Source organism: Holophagales bacterium (assembly GCA_016719485.1).
GTDB lineage: Bacteria > Acidobacteriota > Thermoanaerobaculia > UBA5066 > UBA5066 > UBA5066.
This window is the reverse complement of sequence record JADJZB010000004.1, coordinates 309,594-330,032: the sequence shown is the minus strand read 5'-3', so window position 1 is coordinate 330,032 and position 20,439 is coordinate 309,594. Positions and strand designations below refer to the sequence as shown.

The window sequence follows — 20,439 nt, the reverse complement described above, 5'->3', positions numbered from 1 at the left end:
CCGGGGTAGATGCCGCCGCCGGGACTCGGTCCTTGCGCGCCGGCGACGTGGGCGCAAGAGACTTCAAGTGCAAACTCAACGGGTTCGGGGCTCCTCCCTTCGCGTAGTGATGTCTGAGTCGCGCCGGACACCGTGAGGACGCGCCGAATGGACTCCCCTCGTCGGTGGAGCTGAATTCGGGCCGGTGTGCGGAGCGGATACGGTAATTCCGAGGTCGATCCAAACCTTCGGATTCTATGCGAAGACGGTGTAAAGGTGGGGCGGAGGAAGCTGAATCCCTCGGCCCAACGTAAACAACTGGAAGGAAAGTGTTTGCTGCCATTCGTTCCAGCGGAGCGGGGTTGCGGCCGGACGCCGCTCGCAAGGTCACGCCAAGAGACTAGGAAGAACGATGCCAGCAACGGCGAGATCGTCCCTCGAGGTGAGCGATTCGTCCTCCGGCGCCGCGCCGGGCCGGAAGGCCCTCAGGCGAGGACGGACTCGGCCCTCCTCATCAGCCCCGCCACGTCGACCCCGTGCGGGCAGGCGCGGTTGGCCGGGGTGAAATCGACCTGTGACAGCGCTCGGGCCGGGGCCGGGAGCTTCGCGAAGAGATCCCGGGCCTTCCCCGGCTCTCCGTAGGCGTCGTGGTACATGAGGAACCGCATGGTGTCGCCGATCCGGACGTCTGCCGCGACCGCGGCATTGCAGATGTGGTCGCAGCCGTCGCAGGCGTATGGGCGAGTGGCCTGCGCGTAGCGGTCGAGAGCCTCCGTCTCGACGGAAGTGAGGGACGTTCGGTCGAGGGCCGCGGCGATGTTCTCGCGCAGCTTCTCGAAGGAGTCCATGTGCGAGACGGCGGCGGAGATCCGTTCATCGGCCCAGACGGCCTTGAGGACCGCCTGGTGCTTGTTCCACTTCCCGGTCTTTTCGAACTTCTGCCAGGCGTCGCGGAAGCCGGCCTCCGCGCCCTGGGTCTTCATCGCGATGAGCCCGACGCCGGCCTTGTGGGCGGCGTCGATGGCGGCGTTCAGCTCCTTGTTCCCGTAGCTCCGGAAGTTGTAGCGGAACATGACCGACTCCACCCACGGCGTTTTCGCAGCCTTGTGGAGGAGCTCGGCGACGTTGCCGTCGTGACAGGAGAAGCCGAAGTGGCGGATCTTCCCGGCCTTCTTCAGGCGCGAGACGGTGACGGCGAGGTCGTCGTTCAGGTAGTCCGCGTCCTTCAGGGCGTGGAGGTAGTACATGTCGACGTAGTCCGACTTGAGCTGCTCGAGGCTCCGGAAGACCGTCTGCTCGAACGCCTTCGGGTCGTGCTTGTCGCTCTTGGACGTCACCCAGACCTTGTCGCGGTTCTTCGCGCGGGCGAAGTAGTCGGCCAGGCCCGCCTCCGACTGCCCGCCGAGGTAGCAGTCCGCCGCGTCGACGTAGTTCGCGCCGAACCGGACCGCCTCGGCGAGCTTCGGGTCGAACTTCTTGTCGAGCGCCATGCCGCCGACGAGGAGGATCGGAACGGTCTTCCCGGTCTTTCCGAGCGTCCGGCGCGGCACCTGGGGCAGCGGCGGCTCCTCCTTCGCCTGGGCCTCCACGGGGTGAGAGGGCAGGGTGATGCCGCCGACGAGGGCCGCTCCCGCGGCCGCTCCGCCGAGGCCGAGGAGGTGCCGCCGGGTCATTCCGTTTCCGTCGTGCTTCGCCATGTCGTCCTCCGTGCCGGCGCGCGCCGGGCACCGTTTCAGGTGGTCTTCTTTCCGTTCCGGGCCTCAGCGGCGGGGACGAGCCTTGCGTCCTTCCGGGAGGCGGGGGGGCCGGGGGGCGGCGAGTAGCGCCCCCCGGGCGGCAGGAGGAGGGTCCTGTCGTCGCTGCGCGACTCGCCGATCGCGGTCACGTAGACCGCCGCGTCGTCGACGACCGGGCACTCCTTCTGGCAGATGCCGCAGCCGATGCAGAGCTCCGGCCGCATGTAGGGCTTGTTGAGCGTGACGGTCTTCCCGTCCCAGCGGGTGAAGACCTCGTCGTAGGTGCCGATCGCCTTCGGGGTCGTCGGGCAGACTTCCTCGCAGACGACGCACGGCGTCTCCATCGCCCAGGGCAGGCACCGGCCCCGGTCGAAGAACGCGGTGCCCAGGCGGACGGGGCCCTTTTCGGCGTACGCGCCGAGGCCGAGCTTCTTCTCGACGCTCGTCTTCTGGATCGCGCCCGTCGGGCAGACCTCGCTGCAGAGCGTGCAGTTCAGCTGGCAGAAGCCGACGGAGAAGTCCATCACCGGCGTCCAGAGCCCCTCGAGCCCCGCGACCGCGAGCTTCGCCGGCTGCAGGACGTTCGTCGGGCAGACGTTGATGCACTGGTCGCACTTGATGCAGCGCTCGAGGAACTCCGGCTCGGCGACGGAGCCGGGCGGGCGGATCGCCTTGTGGTGGAAGCCCCGCTTGTTGACGTCCTTGGAGAAGCGCAGGAACGGAAAGGCGACGACGCCGGCGACGGCCGTGAAGAGCCAGCGGCGGCGCGGGACGTCGGGAGCCTTCACCTCGACGGCGAGGTTCTTCGAGATGACGGGAAGCCCGCCGAGCGTCGCGGTGCCGTCCTTCGGCGATCCCTTCACGAGCTGCGAGATGGACGGGAGCGGGTTGAAGCGGAACGTCAGCGCGTCCTCGGGGCAGTCGTCGATGCAGTTGAAGCAGACGAAGCACTCGCTCTTGCGCAGGGCGCCCTGCGGGTCGGAGGCGCCCTCGCACCCCTTCAGGCAGAGGTCGCAGTCGGTGCACTTCGTCACGTCGCGGTCGATCCGGAAGAGGGCCCAGCGCGAGAGGACGCCGAGGAAGGCGCCGAGGGGGCAGAGGACCCGGCAGAAGAAGCGCGGGATGAAGAGGTTCGCGCCGACGAGGCCGAGGATGAGCGCGCCGACGAACCACGCCCCGGCGAAGACGCGCGGCTCGGGCGTCGCCGGCTTGAAGACGATGGACGAGGCCGCCGTGAGGCCCTGCGCGGCGAGGGAGGCGAGGCCCCAGTCGACGGCCGGGATGATCGTGACGGTGAAGGTCCGGACCAGGAGGCAGATCGGGTCGAGGAGCCCGATCTGGAGCGACCCGAACGCCGCCATCACGAGGAACACGCCCAGGATCACGTACTTCGTCTGGAAGAGCGGCCGGTAGCGGTTCTTCTCGATGCGGTTCTTGTTGTTACGGATGTTGAAGAGCCAGCCGGTGACCTGGTGGAGAGTCCCGTACGGGCAGGCCCAGTTGCAGAAGACGCGGCCGAGGAGGAGCGTCGGGACGAGGAGGAAGAGGCCCCACCAGAGGTGGCGGTAGACGGTGTGCGTCGAGAGGGCCGTCGCGAATCCGACGAGCGGGTCCATCTCGAGGAAGAGAGAGGCGGGGTAGCCCTTCAGCCGCGAGAGCCACGTCACCCACAGCAGGAAGACGAAGAGGCCGAAGAAGAACGCCTGCGAGGCGACGCGGATGTTCGTGATCCGGAAGACCCGCGCCCACCAGGGCGAGCCGTCGGGGTTCGGGGCGAGCCGCGCCTGGAAGGAGGGGAGGGAAAGCCCCTTGCCGGCAGCGGCAGCCGGCCCGGGCGTGGGTGCGGCGCTCATCCGACCTGGATCTCCCGCACGTTGGTCAGCTTCCAGTCGGGGTTGCCGAGGCCGCGCTCGGCCGCCTTGCCGAAGTAAGCCGGCAGGGGCTCGCCCTTTCTCCCGAGGAGGTCGTCCCAGCCGAAGGCGTCGGCGGCGAGCGAGTCGGTCGAGGCGACGATGGTCCGGCCTTCCCTGACGTCGGCGAGGCTGCCGCCCGTGGGGCCGCTCCGCCAGAGGACCCGCGACCCGTCGAGGACGACGAAGGTCGGCCGGAGCATGAGCGCGAGGTCCGCGATGATGCCGTGGATGTCCTGGTGGAACTGGTTGCGCCGGCCGCCGAGGAGGCCGTACCAGTTCTTCGTCGTCATCGACGCGCGGCAGAGGTTGTGGTCCTTCACCGGGGCGACGCCGATCACCTTCGTGACGCCCGCGAACGGCCTCCAGAAGAAGGGCCAGCGGGCGATGTGCGTGGCGCCCGGCGTCTCGAGGAGGCGGAAGTCGGACGGCGTCGGGAGGTAGACCTCCGAGCCCGCGTCGATCGCCGCGCGCTGGACGCCGCTGCGCGCGAAGCAGGCCGCGGGGGACTCGATCGGGTTGTCGGCGACCCGCACCTCCGCCGCACCCGCCTCGCGGCAAAGCCTCACGAGCGCCGCGACCACGTCGGGGTTCGATGTGGCGCCGAGGGGGGCCGAGCGCTCGAAGGCGACGTTCGGCTTGACGAGGACGACGTCCCCGGTCCGGATGAACCGGCGGATTCCGCCGATGGCGTCGACGGCGGCCTTCAGCATCGCGTCGAGGTCCGCGCCGCGGGCGACGCCGAGGTGGGGAAGGACGTTCGACGGGTCGACCGCGAAGCCCTTCTCCGGGAGGCGCAGCCCCTTCTCGCGCGGTTTGCCGCTTTCGCCGTCGGGGTCCGAGAGCGAGAGCGGCCAGCCGGACGGGGCGAGCGACACGTACCCGGCGCCGAGGGAGATCCCCGCGACCGCGCCGAGCTGCTTCAGGAGGCGACGCCGGTCCTCATTCATATCCGCCTCCCTTCGGCTTCGCCGCGGCAGGCGGACCCGCCGCGGCCTTCTTCGCGACGTCGGCCGGAAGGGCGAGGACGGCCTTCTCGAGCCTGGTAAGAGCCTCGGCCCCTTTCGCCATGTCCTGGGCGCCGCGGACGCCGACGACCATCGTCCCGGCGGCGACGGTCCTCGAGAACGTCGAGAGGTAGCGGTCCTTGACCCACGAGGCTCCGGCGGCCGCGACCTTCTCGCCGTAGGAGAGGAACCCTTCCTCGAACTTCGCCGAGAGCGCCCTCGCCTTCGCCGCGTCGCCCGCCGGGAGGACGAAGAGCTCGGTCTCTCCGTCGTCCAGGGTGGCGGACGTGACGTTCTTCGCGAAGCCGAAGGAGAACGCGTTCTCCGCCGCGTACTGGAGGCGATCGGGCGGGAGGCCGAGCGCGTCGGCGAAGAGCGCGACGGTCCAGGGCTTCTCGCCGGCCGCGATCCCTCCCTCGAACGCCTTCCGGAGAGCCTCGAGCTGCGCGAGGACCGCGGGCGACTCGTCGGAGCCGATCGCCCTCGCGTAGCTTGCCCCGCGCGCGAGGAAGAGAGCGTTGCGCGCGACGTACCACGACGTCCCGCCGCCGCTCGAAGCCTTCGTCTCGGGCGGCTTTTCGGCCGCGAGGGCGCCGAGGGCGTTCTCGGCAGAGCCGAGGTCGTAGAGCTCCACGTCGACGGCGGTGCCCGACGGCCCCTCGAGAGTGACGAACGTGAGGGAGCGGAAGCCGCGCGACAGGAAGAAGTCGGCGCGGCCGTTGATCTTCACGTAGAGGTTCTCGGCGTCGAAGCGGGACGGGGTCCGCTCCGTCCAGCCCGTCGCGGCGAGCGAGGCCGGGAGAGCGCCGCGGTCGACGGCTGTTGCGGCGCCGCCGGTCGGCGCGGCCCCCGAGGCTTCCGCGTTGGACGCGCCCGCAACCGATGGCCCGTCGGGCGCCCTGCGCCCCTCGATCTCGGCGATCGCGACAGGACTGACCGCAGTCGCGGCCGGATCCGCGAACAGCGCGGGGTCGGGGTGCGCCCCCCGCCACACGACCCAGGCTGCGAGAGCGAGGAGGCCGACGAGGACGACCGCCCCGGCTTTCGCCTCCGTGACGGAATACGACTTCCGGAAGACGCGGAACGGGCGCGGATTCAGGACGCGACGCTCGGTCGCGTCGAGGCCGGCCGGCGCGCTCCGCACGGTTGCCGCTCCCATGGGGGGTCAGCGTAGCATCGAGACCGGTGCCCTGGCGCGGCGCCGCTTTGCTTTTCGCGCTGCAGCAGGCCGCTGGTTGGCCGGAACGGGCGACCGATGAATTGCATGACCCGTGCGCCGGAACAGAGGGCGGTCAGGCTTTTCCCGTTCCCGGTCTCTCCTCCGACGGACCTTGCGCTTTCGACTCTTCCTCGGCCTCTTCGGCCCGCACCTCGGCGATGGCCCGCGTCAGGAGCTCTCCCCTGGCCGCGCCGAGGCGTTCCTTCGTCGCGGCCCACCGGTCTCGCTCCGCCCAGAAGGGGCAGGCGGGGCAGGTCCCGCCCCCAGGGAAGTCGACGCCCTCTTCGTGCGGGCAGCCGAGGATCTCATCGGCGACGAAAACGCTGAGGGCTTCGTGCCGCTCTACGAATGCGACGATCAGGTCTCCGGTGAAGGGGTCTTCGCGGAGATCGCCGGTCTCGGCGGTGAAGATGGTCTGGTGTGCCGGCTCGGCGTCCTTTGCGGGGACGATCGTCACCACGGCCTTCGTGGCCTTCGTGTCGTCGGGGCCGTAGTAGGCGACCGTGGCCGCCGGGAAACCGCGGAATCCGCGGCGGGAGCGCTTGGCGAGGCGGGAGTGGAGCCGGATCGGTCTCACGCGCCGAGACTACCGGAACGGGGCCGCGAGACAGAGCCCCACCCGGTGGCCGCGCCCGCGACCCCGGGCGATAACCCCCCCGGGGGTCCGCTGGAACGCGTCGGGAGGCGAAGGAAGCGCATCCCACCCGAGAGTCGGCGCGAGCGCGCGGTGCAGCTCGTCGTAGAGGAGGTCGACCGAGCGCGCGTCCGTCGTCACGCGCGTCTTCCGCACGCCCGAAGCGACGAGCGTGCGCAGCTCGATGACCGGCCCGCCGAAAGCGGAACGAAGGGCGGACGCCGGGAGAAGGCGCTCCCACGGGGCGTCGTCGGCGGCCCCGTGACGCGGGCAGGGAGGAGCCTCGCGCGGGCCGCTTCCCCAGACCTCGTGCGACGAGAGCGGCGTCCCGCCGCAATGCCCGGTGAACTGGGACGGACCGGGCCGCTCGGAGATGGAGAGGACGCGGCTCCAGGCGGCTTCGCCGAGGAGCGCCGGCGCGGGCGCGCCCTTGGCGGACGCGGGAATCTCGGCCTGTCGCGGCGTCACCCACGTGACGAGGGGGCCGCGCCCCGCGAAGACGGCGCAGTGGGTGGAGTCGCAGAGGTGGTCGCGGCCATGGCGCGTCCCGGCGCGCAGGAAGCGAAGCGCCGCCGCTCCGAGCTCTTCGCGCAGCCCGGGTGAGCCGTCGCGCAGCTCTCCGCGCAGGATGCCGTCGACCCACGCGCGGGGCGTCGTGGTGAGGACGACGCCGAGAGAGCCGGCTCTCCCCGAGATCTCCAGGGTCCCTTCGACGAACCGGACGAGCCCGTACGGCGCGACGGCGAGACGGAGGAGACCCGGGCCGATCCCGAGACCGGGCTCGGCGGCGACGGTCGCACCGGGGCCCTGCCACGCGTCGCCGCGGCGCGGACGGCGGATCCGGACGGGGGCCTCGCCGGCGTTCGACACGGTCACTTCGGCAGGACGGAGCGCCTCGAGGAGCCGGACGCGGACGAGAGCGGGAATCGGGCGCCCGCGCGAGGCTTCGGCGCGGGCTGAGATCGTCGCGGTGTGTCCCTCTCTCCCCAGCTCCTCGCCGAGAGCGGCGGCCGCCATCGCGCCGGTCCCGTCGGGCAGAAGCGCGAGCACGAGGCTCTCGCCCCCGGCCGAGGCCGCGAGCGCCCAGCCAGAGGTCGCGAGCGGCCGGCCGTCGAGCGCCGGGACCGTGCCCGTCTTGACGAAGGTGCCGCGTTGCGCGAGGGCCGCGCCCGTCCCGTCGAGGGCGGCGGCGCGCATTCCGTCGACGAGGGCGAGGCGGAGCGCGTCGCGCGACGGCCAGGGGCGCGTCAGGAGATCGCGGTAGGCACCGAGGAGCGTCGCGGGGGAGACGCGGGGCAGGGCGTCGAGCGGCCCGAGGCCGATCGTGGCTTCGGGAGAGAGGGGGCGGGAGAGCGCGAACCCGGCGCCTTCGAGTGTGCGCGCGCGGACGTCCTCCGGCGTGGCGCGCGCGAGGGCGAGGAAATACGCATTGCACGACTGTGCAAAAGCGCGCGACAGGTCGACGCGCCCGTGCCCCGACGGTTTCCAGCAGCGGGACCGGGCCGTGCAGTCCAGCCGGGGCGGTTCGTCGTACGGGTGGGCTCGTGCCCAGGCCGCCACGACCCAGGGCTTCTGGAGGGAGCCGACGGGACGGGGCACTGCCGCCTCCGCCCCGGGGGAGACCACATCTCCCGCGAGGCGGAAGACGAGGAGCGCGGCGAGGATCACTTCGAGGCGAAGACGACCCGCTCCCGGAAGCGGCTCCCCTCCTGGCGTCTCTCGACGGTCACCGACGTCGTCTTCGGCGCCCAGCCCAGGAGGCCGAGGATCCGGTCGGAGAAGGGGCGGACGCGCCCCTCGAAGGAGGCGCCCTCCGCGTCGCGCCACGGGCCCTTCTCGGCGCGGACGGCGTCGAGGTCGAGGCGGCTCCAGCGGACGAGGCCGGGCTCCTGCGCCGGGGCCGGGACGCCCGCGAGATGGCTCTCGCTCGCGGCGAGCCAGAGCCAGTCGCCCCGTCGCGCCCAGGCGAGACCCGGCAGCGCCGGGCCGACGTCGAGCCGGGACGGCGCCGGGATCGCCGCGCCCGCGCGCCGCGTCAGCGTCGCCTTCGCGAGGTCGACGAGCTCGTCCTCCTTCGCCGGAGGCACTCTGAGAAGAACCCGCCGGGAGCCGTCCGCTCCGGCTTCCCAGCCCCACCCTTCGACCGGAAGGCCGTCGAGGAACGCCGCCCAGCGCGGCAGCTCCGCGGCGTCGCCCTCACCGGAGGCGGGAATGGGCTTCGTGAGGTCGACGAGGTAGCGCTCTCCCTGCGCTGCGTTGGGATCGGGGAGCGGCTTCAGGGCGAGCCCGGGGCGAGAGGCCGGGCTCGGCACCGGCTCGAGGAGGCCGCGACGCAGGGCCGAAGGAAAGCGGCGGCCGGAGGTCTCCCAGCCGGCGGCGGCGACGCGCCGGCCGTCGAGGCTCCATCGGGCCGCGGCGGGACCGGCAGCCGCCTCTCCTTCACGCACCTCCACGAGGCGGCCGTTCTCCTCGCGCAAAGCGCAGAGGAGGATTCCGCTCTCTGATCCTTCCAGCCCTTCGGCGAAGAGGAACTCCCGGCGGAAGTAGCGGTCGCCGCGGAGAGCGGTGAGGTCGAGACGCGCCGAGAGGAGGCCGGGGAGGAACGCGGCGTAGCCCTGCTTCGCCGCGGCCCGGTCGAGGGCGAGAAGGAGGGCCCGCTCGCTCGTGGCGAGGAGGAGCGTGCCGTCGACGCGCGCCCAGGCGAGGCCGATGCGGCGGTCGAGCGTCCGCTCGTCGCCGGCTCCGCGCGCGACGACGGCATAGGTCACACCAGCCCGCGAGCGCGCCTCGCCCGCCGGAAGCGTGACGGGAAGCTGCGCGAGCGGCGTGCGGATGGCGAGGACGGCCTCGAGGTTTCCCGCCGACAGGAGGGCGAGGCCGAGGGCCGTGGGCTTCATCGCCGCGATCTCGGTCCAGGACAGTGGTAGATCGGCGGCGAAGAGGGCCCACTGCTCGTCGAGCTTGGCGCCGACGCGTGTCTGGCGGAGGCCCTTCATGACCGGGTCTTCCGCGCCGGCCTTGCCGGAAAGCGCGGCTCGCAGCCCGCCCGCGAGGACCCTGTCGAGGGCGGCGGGGTCGCTCGAGAAGAGGACGACGGGGGCCTCGGGGAGCGGAAGGAGCGGCTCGGTGGCGGCCGCCGCCGTCGTCGTGCCGAGCGCGAGGAGAAGGGCGAGCGTCTTCACGGAACGTCCTCCGCGTTGAGGACCCGGGCGTAGAGCTCCCAGGTCAGGTCCTTGGGGAGAAGGCGCGTCAACGCGACGCCGCTGCCGAGGAGGGTCTCGGGGCGCGGAGCCGCCTTCAGCCGGAGCGCGGCGAGCTCGACGCGCAGCGTGGGAACGGAGGCGGCGCGCCGGTCCTCGAGCGCCGAGAGAGCCCGGTCGGCGAGGTTCTCGTCGCGCGTGGCCGCACCGATGCGGGCCAGGTCGCCGAGGAGCCCCTCGGCTTCGGCGGCGGGGAAGCGCCGCTGGCGAAGCTCGTCGGGGTCCAGCCAGGTCGAGCGGAGCGCGGCGCGGGCCGCAGCCGGGGAGCGGGCGAGCTCCGCGCGCGCGACGCGCCAACGGGTGACGCTGTCCTCCGTTCCGCCGGAGGCGAGGGCGGCCGGCGCGACGAAACGCTCGGGTGCGGGCGCGAGGCTCCGATAGACGACGCGGGCCGCGTGGCGGTCGTACGGGTGGAGGGCGAGATGCTTCGCGAGGTCGCCGCCCCAGGACGCGAAGTCGGACCCCTTCCTGTGCCAGAAGGGACGCGCGGTGGTCCACCACGCCGGCGCGCCGGCAACGGAGTCGCCGCCGAGCCGCCGCCAGGCGTCGAACGCGGAGAGCTCCTGGTCCTGCGTGAGTGCCATGCGCGCGCGGGCGGCGACCCACTCGCCGCGGGCGCCGTCGACGTCCTTCAGGGCGACGAGGAGCGTGGCGCGTTCCCGGGCCTCGGCGAAATAGACCGGCTCGGGAATCCTCGCGAACCACTTCAGCCCGGCGGCACGCTCCTTCCGCGCGAGGACGGCGACGAGCGCGGCGATCTGGTCGCGGCCATACCACTCGCCCCGCGCCCAGCTTCTCTCCAGCTCGGCGAGGAGAAGGGGTCGATCGACAGGAGGTTTCAGCTCGAACGCCAGCTCCCAGACGTCTGGCGGCGCCGCCGCGGCGGCGAGCCTGGTCTCGACTCGTGGAAGGAGCAGGGCCGTCGCCTTCGCGAGGAGGTCGGGACGTTTCGCGTCGCGGACGATCCGGAAGGCGCGCAGGACGGGCGATCCGCCCTCACGGGGCGCCACCGGGGCCTCCGTGCCCTCGAGCGACGAGGAGAGGTCGGGCTCGGCGAGGGTGAGGGGGGCGACGAGGCCGCCCGGCAGCTCGACGATCCTGTCGAGGCGCGTCAGAGCCGCCGCGTCGTCGGCCCGGGCGACGTCGGCGCGGAGGTGGAGGAGGTCCAGCTCCGGGCCGAGATCTCCGGCGCGCCGGGCGACGTCGGCCAGGCGGGTGGCGTCGGGGAGGGCCCGGGCTGCCGCGAGGCCGTCGGCGCGCAGAGGCGCGTCGAGGCGAGCGAGAACGGGCGCGGCATGCCGAACGAAGCCGGGGAGCCTCGACGCGGCCGCGAGGGGGAAGGCCCCCGCGTCGTGGGCCCACACCTCTCGAAGGTAAAAGTCGAGCCGATCGGCCGGGAGGCTCTCGATGCGGCTTCCCCAGCGGGCGCCGAGGGCGCCACGGTATTCGGCTTCGTCGGTGGGCTTCAGCGCCGCGACGGCGGCCGGTCCCTCGCGGTCGCAGAGGAACGCGAGGAGGCCGGCGGCGACCGGCTGGGCCGGGTCGAGGTGAGAAACCGGCGGGGCGAGCCCGAGCGGCTCGGCGCTGCGCTCCCAGGCCCGCAGCAGCGACTCCGAGGACTTCGCCTGTCGGGCGCGGACCTCCGCGCCCAGGAGGACGTTCGCCCTCTCCTTCCCGGATTCGCCGCCGGTGGCGACGAGGAGGCGGAGGCGGCGGGCGAGCCGGTCGGCCTGCGAGAGGTCGCTGAACCAGGCTTCGTCGAGGGCCAGGGCGAGCGGGAGATCGCCGAGCGCCTCGGCGGAGCGCCCGGCGGCGAGAGCGCGGGCCGACTCGCCTCCACGGGCGGCGGCTTCGAGCGGGACACCCGGCGTGTCGGCAGAGCGTTCGCGGAGGCGGGAGAGCGATTCGAGGACGAACCAGGGTGCGGACGGGCGAAGGCCCCAGAGGCGGGCCGGGGCGCGGCCCGCGTCGACTCCCGACCCGGTGACGAGGTCGTCGCCGCGGTCGCCCGGGAGCGAGGCGAGCTCGGCCCAGGTGAAGCGCGGACCTGCGCCGAGGACCTCGTCGACGCTGCGCGGGCCACGGAGGCGGGCGACGTCGGGGCTGGCGGAGGCCCCGGCAGCGTTCGCGACGAGCGCCTCGAGGGCGTCGGCGACGCGGTCGACGGCGGCGTGGCGCGCGAGCCGCTGCGGGCTCTCGGGAACGCCGGGCGGAGGCGCCGGCGCGCCGCGCAGGAAGTACGCGCGGCGCGTGGCGGTCGAGAGGAGCGGGACGAGAGGCTTCACGCTCCACGAGGAGTCGGAGGCGGCGAGGAACCGCTTCCACGCGCCGGTCGTCCGGAACCAGCCGTCGACGCCGGCCTTCCACTCGGCGTTCTCGGGGCGGGCGGCGAGGCGCGCGAAGGGCTCGACGGGGAACCACGAGGCGTACGGCACGGCCTTCGTCACGGGCGCGGCGCCGAGGATCCTCCCATTCAAGTCGGCGACGAGCGGCGCGAGCGCGGGGCGCAGCGCGTCGTCGTCCGCGCGCTCGACCAGGAACTTCACCCAGTCGGCGTGGAAATCGGAGCGGACGAGGCGGAGGCGGTTCGAGCCGTCCTTCGCGCTCGCCCACTCGACGGGGCGCAGGCCGGCGACGAACGCTTCGGGCGGTTCGCTTCCCCAGAACGCCCTCGCCGGCGGAACGGCCGATAGCAGCTTCCTGGAGAGCGCCTCGTCGAAGCGGGTGAGCCCCGCCGATTCGGCGTAGGGGTGCAGCCGCGCCACGGCGGCATCGTCGACGGTCCCGCCGGGACGGAAGATCCGCCCGAGGAGGTCCTTCTCGAGCGCCTCCCGCTGCTCGGGGAGCGCGATGCGCGAGAAGGCCCACCCGGTCTCCTGGAGGAACTCCTCGTCGGCGGCGTACCGGGCGAAGAGGCGCGGGAAGGCGCCGGCGCGCAGGGCGATCTCGGCGCGCTCGGCGTTTCCGAGGGGAATCTCGACGACCCGGGCCGGGTCGCCGCCGGGAGCGGCGAGCTCCCACGCGGCATTGGCGCGGCCGAGGCGGAGGTAGCGACGCGCGGCGCGGGCCGTCCGCCGCCCGGCTTCCTCCTCGGCGTTCTCGGCGCCGGTGGCGAGGACGGCGGCGATGGAGGCGCGGTCCACGGCGAGCGCTTTCCGCACGTCGCCGGCGCGGACGTAGAGAGACGCGCGCCACGAGGCGACGCCCTCGTCCGCGAGCCGCGTCTTCGCCCAGGCCTCGAGGAAATCGGCCGCCTCGCGGAACCGCCCCTGGAGCTCGAGGAGCGCGACCGTCTCGCGGGTCAGCTCCTCGCGCTCCGGCGCGACGGAAACGGCCTCGCGCGCGGCGGCGACGGCGCCTTCGAGGTCTCCCTGGAACGCGCGGATCTCGCGGACGGCCACGGCCCAGCGCACGTCCCGCGGGCTGCGAGCCCGCTGCTTCTGGAAGAAGCCGAGGAGCACGTCCGCCTTCTGCGCGCGGACGGCGAGACGGCACGCTTCGCGAAGCCATTCCCTTTCGGTCCGGCGGTTGAGCGCCTCGATGTAGAGGTCGACGCCGACGTCGAGCTTGCCCTCGTCCCGGGCGGCGCCGGCAAGGGCGGCCCAGAGGTCCGGCCTCAGCGGCTCGGGGAGGCTCGGGGCCTCGGCCTTCGCGAAGGCGATCGGGTCGAGCGGGCCACCCTCGCGCCAGGCGAGGCGGGCCGAGAGGGCGAGGGCGTTCACGCGCGCGCGCGGTTCGAGAGTGAAGGAGAGGAGCCTCTCGACGCCCCTGCGGGCGCGCACGAGGTCCTTGCGGGAGAGCGACTCGTTCACGAGGCGCTCGGTCAGGTGCTCCCTGTGACCCTCGGCCGCGCGCCGGGCCGCCGCTTCGAGGGCGTCGAGGCCCTCGGTGTCGCGCCGGGCCCGGAAGAGGTAGGCGACCTGATCCTCGAGGAGGCCGAGGGACCACGGGAAGCGCCGGGTCGCGTCGCGGAAGGCGCCTCCGGCGTCCCCGCCCGCCGCCTCCAGGAACCGGGCGTGGGTCGCGAGCGTCCGGAGCTTCGTCGCGCCGTCGGGGAGGGCGTCGACGCGCGGGAGGAGCCGGGCCCAGGCGGCCTTCGCGTCGTCGGCGCGCCCGCGCTCGAGGAGCCAGGCGGCGCGGGCCGCCTCCTTCGGGACGCGCGCCTCTTCCGTCGGGAGGAGCTCGGCCTCGCGGGCGAGAAGGGTGCTCTCGAGCCGGGTGGCCCCGTCGGCGCCGGCCCAGCGGGCGCTCGCGAGGGAGCCCGACCAGGTGCGGACCGAGGAGAGGAACGCGGGGCTCGTCGCCTGCGGCGCCATGTCGAGCGTCTTCTTCCAGAGGGCTTCGCCGACGGCGGCCGTTCCCTGCCGCTCGGCAGGGGTCGACTCTTCGCGGCGGGAGGCTCGCGCGGCGCGGGCGACCGGATCGTTCGGCAGGTCCATCCAGTCGTCCCAATCGTTCTCCCCGGTCGCATCGAGGCCGACGAGCGGGATGAACGAGACGAGGGCGGTCTCGTCGGCGGGTCTCCCCGGGCCGAGCCGGGCGATCCGGGAGAGAAGGAGGTCGCGGATCGCGACCCGGCCCACGAGCCTGCCGAGCCGCTGCCGGGACCGCCAGCCGCCGTCCCCTTCGTCGGCGAGCGCCGCGACGTACTCGGAGATCGCGCCGTCGCGGTCGCGCAGCTCCTCCTTGAGGACTCCCGCCTCGAAGGCGTGGAGCGTGGGCCTGCCGATGCGTGCCCGGCCTTCGGAAAGGACGGCGAGAGCCTCGCCGAAGCGGCCGTAGTCCCAGAATGCGGTCGCCGTCTCCAGGATCGTCTCGGGATCCCGGGGCGCAGCGGCGAGGACTCTCCGGAACGCGTCTCCCGCCGGGGCGGGGCGTTCGAGGTCCTGCCACATCTCGCCGATCGGCGTCCAGAACGGCGACGGGTCCGCGGCGGCGGCGGCGGCCCGCGCGGCGATTCCCTCGGCGGCGGCGGCGCGCTCCGGGGAGAACGCCGAGAGCGAACGCTCGAGCGAGATCGCCTCCGAGGCCCGCACCGGGTCGCCCGGGTAGGCCTCCGAGAGCGCCTCGGCGAACGGCACGGCCCTCTCGAAGTGCGACAGGCGCACCCAGCCGTCGAGGAGGAGGAGGTTCTCGACGGGGGTCTTCGCGGGCGTCTCCTCGAGACGCCGCAGGAACGCTTCGAGCGCTCCCTTCCGCACGAGGGCGTCGAGGAAGCGGCCGCGCCGCGGCGCGTCGGCCCAGAGGACGGCGTCGCGGCGGAGCGCGAGAAGCGCGTCGTCGACGACGGCGCGGTCCTTCACGTCCTGGGGCCGCTTCGCCTTCAGCGCGTCGAAGGACGAACGCGCGAGCAGGCGGGACTCGGCCCGCTCGAGGACGGCCGGGCTCGAAGGGAAGCGCTGGAGTGCGCGCAGGGCGAGGAAGTCGGAGAAGAGAACGTACGGGTTCGGCTGCTGCTCCAGGGCCACGACGGCGTCCTGGAGCATCGGGTCGCGCGAGAAGAGGGCCGACCCGCGGAAGCTCGCGACGATCTCCTCTCCGAGAGCCTTCAGGTCCGCCGTCCTCTGCCGCCGCGCGTACCACCGCGCGAGCTTCTTCCACCATTCGGGCCCCTCGAACGCGGCGATCGCCTTGCGATAGCGGGGCTCGAGGTCGTCGTCGAGCTTCCAGGAGGAGATCCGGTCGACGGACTTCAGCCAGACGGATTCGGCGCCCGGCAGGCGGTCCATCTCGCCGAGGAGGAGGGAGAGGCTCGCGCGGTGCGAGCGGTCGCGGTCGTCGAGGCGGACGATCGCCTCGTTCAGGACCCGGTCGTACGCGTCCACGCGGGCTCCGCTCGCGAGCCGGCTCTTCGTTTCGCTCTCTTCGCCGCTTTCGCCCTCGGTGCCCTCTTCAACCGTCTCGGCGCCGGCTCCCTCGCCGGACCCCGGGACGCTGCCGTCCGGCGCGAGAAGCGCGAGCCGCTCGGTCCAGAGCGGCGTTTCCCGCTCGAGCGGCGCCTTCGTCTGCCGCATCGCCAGGAGGGCCACGCGGCGCGCCTCGGCGCGGGTGGCCGCGTTTCCGCCTTCGGCCCTCGCGAGGAGACCGAGCGCCTCCTCGCCCTTGCCGCGCTGGACGAGCCGGTCCATCACCTTCACGTAGAGGCCCGGCAGTGCCGGGTGCTTCGGGCTCCGTCGCTGCAGCTCGGCGATGAGGAGCCGGCCGGCGCGGAGGGTCTTCTCGGGGAGGCGCTGCGCCTCCAGCTCGGCGAGCGCGTCCACGGGGGCGAGGCCGGTGAGGAGGAAGGAGAGCCCGGCCGTGGTGAAGCCGGGCGTCACGTCGGTGCGCGCCGCCCAGCGATAGGGCTCGTCGTTCAGGACGCCCCAGGCAATGGGGCGCGAGCCGGCGGCGAGCGCGAGGCGGGCGAGCTCGGCGAGGTCGTCGAGCCGCTCCGCCTCCGTCCCGGACGTCGCGGCGGCGAGGCGGCTGCGGAAGGCCTCGGGGATCGCGTCGAGCGCCTCGAAGAGCCTCGCGAGGACGAGGCGGCCCTCGCGGGCGAGGCCCGGCCCGTGGCGCAGCTCGACCTGCGCGAGGAGCTCGAGGGCGAGGTCGCTCCGCCCCTTTCCCTCGAACCAGCGGGCGAGGAGCGTCACGGAGCGCGCGTCGAAGGCCTTCTCGAGGCCGAGGCGCAGGGCCTCCATCCGCGAGAGCGCCACGGCGTCGGCCCGGCGCGCGAAGGCCACGAGGGCGCGCGAGGAGGGCGACTTCGCCGGGTCGGCGACGAACGCCTCGAGAACGGAGAAGGCGCCGCCGGCATCGCCGTGGTCGCCCTTCAGGTCGGAGAGGACGAGGAGGCGCGTCTCCTCGGGGAGCGCGTTTGCGCCCCGGAGCGCGTCGTCGGCCTCCTTCAGCGTTCCGGCCTTCTCGAGGGCACGGATCCACTCCTCGACGTACCCGGCGTCGGACGGGAAGAGAGCGGCCCGTTCGGCCCTGAGGGCGAGCGGGTCCGCGAGCGTCGGGTCCGCGTCGGCCCAGCCGATCCGCTCGGTGGCGACGGAGCGTCGCAGCGTCTCGGGGGCGTCGGAGGCGATCGCCGATTTCGCGGCGGAGAACGCGAAGGGCCAGCGACGGTAGAGGGCGCCCCAGCTGGCGGCCTCGGCCCACGCCCTCCCACCGCTTCCTGCGGCCCAGCGGGAGAGCGCCTCTTCGGCTCCCGCGAGATCGCCCAGCTCGCGGCGCGCCTCGGCGAGGTGACGCAGCGCGGCGAGGGCGACCTCGCCTCCCGCGGCGGAGCGTGCCTCGAGCTCGGCCGCGAGCTCCTTCGTCGGGGTCGGGTAGTGGACGGTCCGGCCGTCGACGACCGCCTTCCTCACGAGCGCCGAGCTGAGCGCGTCGGCGTCGGTGAGGTCGGTCCAGGGAACGAGCGAGGCCGTCGCGTCGAGCGCCGCGGGGCGCGTGGCCGCCGAGAAGGCGAGCGAGCCGGCGAGAAGGAGGAAGAACGGCCGCCTTGCGCGAAGTGTTCGTGACATCAGCGGACCCTCAGCGTCGCGCGGGCGAACCCGTGGTTTCCCGCGCCGTCGATCGCCTCGAAGAGGACGGGAACGGAGCCGGTGATTCCCTGCGGAAGGAGAAGCTCGCCGACGCTCGCCTTCGCCGGCCCGTCCCACCGGAGCGGCACGGGCAGGCCGTCGCCGACGCGGGCGGTGAGGGCGATGACGTCGGCGTCGGCGCGCGCGGCGAGCGTCACGGTCGAGCCCGCCGTCGCGCCGTCGGGAAGCGTCGGCGTGATGGTCGGTGGCGTGCCGTCGACGACGACGCGCTTTGTCTCGACCGTGGTCGCGCCTCCTTCGTCGCGGAGGACGATCCGGACGTTCATCGGTCCGTCCGCGGTGCGGTCGGGAACGAGGAACCGCCCCTCCCACAGGTTCGAGCCCGGGCGGCGGGTCAGGTCGAGCTTCCGGCCGAAGGGGAGGAGGGCGGCGATCGCGGCCGTTCCCGGGAGCGCCTCGATCCTCAGGATCGGGTCTCCCGGCTGGATCCGGCGCGGCCGGAGGAGCGAGCGGGGAGCCGCGAGGAAGGCCGTGTAGGGCGTGACGAACTTGTAGCGGCGGGAGAGCTCGAGGATCTCCTCGACCCACTCGCGCTTCTCCCCTTCGAGCTCGATCCTGCGGAGGAGGTCGTCGACCCGGGCCCGGGCCCAGCGGCGCGGCAGGTCGCGCGCGTCGAGGGCCTTCTCGGGAAAGTCGGCCGGCACCGTCGCGGAGGCCAGCGCGATCGTCGTTTTCGCCGGCTGTCCGTAGCGGCCGACCCAGCCGGAGAGGGAGCCGGCGAGAGGAGGCTGCGTGAGGACGCCGTAGACGTCGCGCAGCTTCGGGTCGGCCCCCTTCACCGCGAAGGGAAGGTCGGCCTCCGAGCGTGCCTTCGCCCCCTCGCGCGGGAGGTCGGCGAGGAGCTGCGCGAGGAACAGCGCTTCTCCGGCCGGCGGCTGCGACGCGCTGCCGGGCGGAAGAGGGAGGACCTGGCGGGAGGCGGCGGGGAAGGCCTCGCGCCTCTCCTCGCCGGTCAGGACCGTGAAGAGCGGCCGCCCCTGAGCGGCCTTCGCGAGGTCGCCGGGCGCTTCGGTTCCGTCGGTGACGAGAACGAGCCGGGCAGAGAGGTCGTTCGGGAGGAGCGCCGCGGCGGCGCGGACCGCGGCGGCGGTGTCCGTTCCCGGCGCGAGGAGCCGGGAGCGGATGGTGGCCAGCGCTGCGCTCTTCGTCGCATCGGTGGCGGAGAGGAGGCCCGCCGGATCGGGCACCGGAAAGCGGTCGAACGGGACGGCGACGAGGCGGTCGGCCGGTCCGAGGCGGGCGAGCAGCCGGTTCACGAAGGCCCACCCCGTCTCGAGGCTTCCCCAGCGGGTCGAGAGGGACGTGTCGAAGAGGAGCGCGACGGACAGCGGCTTTCGGGCCGGCGCGGCGGCGGCGCCTGGCGCCGCCGCGTGCGCGGCGGGGCGGTGCTCGAGGAGGAAGAAGCCGTCCTTCTCGGGAGGGACGTCGGAGAGGCGTTCCCACGGCGCGAGGGCGAGGCCGTCGGGGAGCCTGCCGTCGGGGCTGCGGAAGGCCGAGAAGGCGAGCGGCGCGGACGATGCAGGCCGGATGCGGACGACGACGTCCCTGGCGAGGGGCACGTCGCTCGCGCTGAAACGCGCCGTCTTTCCGGCGACGGCGAGGGGAAGCGCCGCGGCGGGCGGCTCGAGGAACGCGCCGTCCTCGAGCGTCACGGTCACCTCGAGGCGTCCCGCGCTCGTCGGCTCTCCCTCGCCGGGACGGAGCGGGATACGGAGCTCCCCGACGCCGTCGGCCCAGGGCACCTCCTCCTGGTACTGCATCTCGAGCCGCTTCGTTCCCCACGCGGGAATCGGCGCGACCTTCACCGAGAAGACCGCGCCGCCGGACGGCCGCGAAGAGCCGCCCCCCGCCGGGTCCTCCTCCTCGCCCTGCTGGAGCAGGCCCGGGTCGATCCGCCGCGTCGTCAGCTCCTCGTAGATCGCGCGGGCGCGCTTCTTCTCCACGATGACGCCAGGAATCCTCACGAGCCCGTCCCAGACGGCGAAGTCGCCGACGGCGCCGGACGGAGACAGGCGGAAGCGCCAGGTTCCCTCCTGGATCTCCCCCGTGTGGTTCTCGAAGACCTGCCGCACGTTCACGCGGGCGACGCCGCGCGCCACGCCGACGTCGACGGTCATCTCGCGGAGCGAGAGGACGCGCGGGTCGGGCCTTCCCGTCGAGGTCGGGACGAGGAGGCCGGTCTGCGCGAACGCCGGGAGCCCGGCGAGGAGGAGGAGGAGCGGGGCGGCTCTTTTCATCGTGTCTCCGGAAGGGCGTCGGCCGGAAGGCGAAGGAGCCCTTCCGAGGTGCCGACGAAGAGGAGGTCGGGAGATTCTCTCGGGAAGGCCGCGAGGGCGAAGACGTCGGGCGACGGAAGGGGGAGATCGACGCGCGCGAAGCGCGAGCGCGAGCGGTCGGAGCACCAGACGCCGGAGCCCTGCGTCCCGGCGCAGAGGCGGCCGTCGGGAAGGCCGAGGAGCGCGCCGGCGTTCACCTTCAGCCCGCGCGTCTCCGGAAAGCTCTCCCACGCAGTGCCCTCGTCCCCCGCGCGGCGGACCGCGAGACCGCCGCCGTAGGTCGCCACCCAGAGTCCGTCCTCGCGTGTCCAGAGCGCCGTGACCCACGGGTGAGGGAGCTTCCCCTCGCCGGGCAGGACGCGCTCCGTCACGCGCCGCCGTTCGACGCGCCCGAGGCCGGTGGGCGTGCCGACCCAGAGCGCCTCGCCGCTCGCGGCGAGGGCGTAGGCCTGGTTTCCCGGGAGGCCGTGAAAGGCCGAGAGGAGCCTCGGGCCGGGGAGGAGGACTCCCTGGCCGTAGCCGACTGCGAGGCCGGAACCGGTGGCGGCGAGGGAGAACGCCGCCCCTGCGCCCTCGAGCAGGCGGGCTTTTCCCTCCGCGATCCGGAACGCGCCACGAAGCGTCGCGGCGTAGACGACGCCGCCCATCGGCAGCAGCGCGTTGACGCCCCAGGCATCCCCCGAGGGGAACGCGCTCGCGCTGAGCGGCGCCCCGCGCGGGTCGGCGACGGCGAGACCGCCGTCGAAGAAGCCGAGATAGAGGCGCGCCGCGTCGGTCGCGAGGGCGTTGACGTGGGGATTCGGAAGCGACGGTGGCGCCTCCCGCACGC

At 73.5% G+C, this 20,439-nt stretch carries 10 protein-coding genes; all 10 read right to left on the bottom strand.

Annotation, left to right across the window (positions count from 1 at the left end; genetic code table 11):
• Window positions 1-464: 464 nt before the first annotated feature.
• The 10 genes from IPN03_04400 to IPN03_04355 all read right to left on the bottom strand — a co-directional run bounded on the left by IPN03_04400 (window position 465) and on the right by IPN03_04355 (window position 20,437).
• On the bottom strand, window positions 465-1,676 hold the full coding sequence (locus IPN03_04400) for an aldo/keto reductase (protein ID MBK9372970.1): 1,212 nt from the start codon (window positions 1,674-1,676) through the stop codon (window positions 465-467).
• Window positions 1,677-1,711: 35 nt separating this feature from the next.
• Entirely contained in the window at window positions 1,712-3,445 is a 1,734-nt protein-coding gene (locus tag IPN03_04395) for a 4Fe-4S dicluster domain-containing protein (protein ID MBK9372969.1), read from the bottom strand.
• A gap of 119 nt (window positions 3,446-3,564) precedes the next feature.
• On the bottom strand, window positions 3,565-4,575 hold the full coding sequence (locus IPN03_04390; GenBank protein MBK9372968.1) for a DUF362 domain-containing protein: 1,011 nt from the start codon (window positions 4,573-4,575) through the stop codon (window positions 3,565-3,567).
• Window positions 4,568-5,776: a hypothetical protein gene (locus tag IPN03_04385; GenBank protein ID MBK9372967.1), complete on the bottom strand. Its 1,209-nt coding sequence runs from the start codon at window positions 5,774-5,776 to the stop codon at window positions 4,568-4,570. Before IPN03_04385 ends, IPN03_04390 begins: the two co-directional genes overlap by 8 nt.
• Window positions 5,777-5,924: 148 nt before the next feature.
• Entirely contained in the window at window positions 5,925-6,428 is a 504-nt protein-coding gene (locus tag IPN03_04380) for a hypothetical protein (protein ID MBK9372966.1), read from the bottom strand.
• Window positions 6,429-6,437: 9 nt separating this feature from the next.
• Window positions 6,438-8,153, bottom strand: coding sequence for a hypothetical protein (locus IPN03_04375; protein MBK9372965.1), 1,716 nt, complete (start codon window positions 8,151-8,153; stop codon window positions 6,438-6,440).
• A complete protein-coding gene (locus tag IPN03_04370) occupies window positions 8,150-9,667 on the bottom strand; it encodes a hypothetical protein (protein ID MBK9372964.1) in 1,518 nt (505 codons plus the stop codon). Before IPN03_04370 ends, IPN03_04375 begins: the two co-directional genes overlap by 4 nt.
• Window positions 9,664-17,253: a hypothetical protein gene (locus IPN03_04365; protein ID MBK9372963.1), complete on the bottom strand. Its 7,590-nt coding sequence runs from the start codon at window positions 17,251-17,253 to the stop codon at window positions 9,664-9,666. Before IPN03_04365 ends, IPN03_04370 begins: the two co-directional genes overlap by 4 nt.
• On the bottom strand, window positions 17,253-19,571 hold the full coding sequence (locus tag IPN03_04360; GenBank protein ID MBK9372962.1) for a hypothetical protein: 2,319 nt from the start codon (window positions 19,569-19,571) through the stop codon (window positions 17,253-17,255). Before IPN03_04360 ends, IPN03_04365 begins: the two co-directional genes overlap by 1 nt.
• On the bottom strand, window positions 19,568-20,437 hold the full coding sequence (locus IPN03_04355) for a hypothetical protein (protein MBK9372961.1): 870 nt from the start codon (window positions 20,435-20,437) through the stop codon (window positions 19,568-19,570). Before IPN03_04355 ends, IPN03_04360 begins: the two co-directional genes overlap by 4 nt.
• Window positions 20,438-20,439 lie beyond the last annotated feature (2 nt).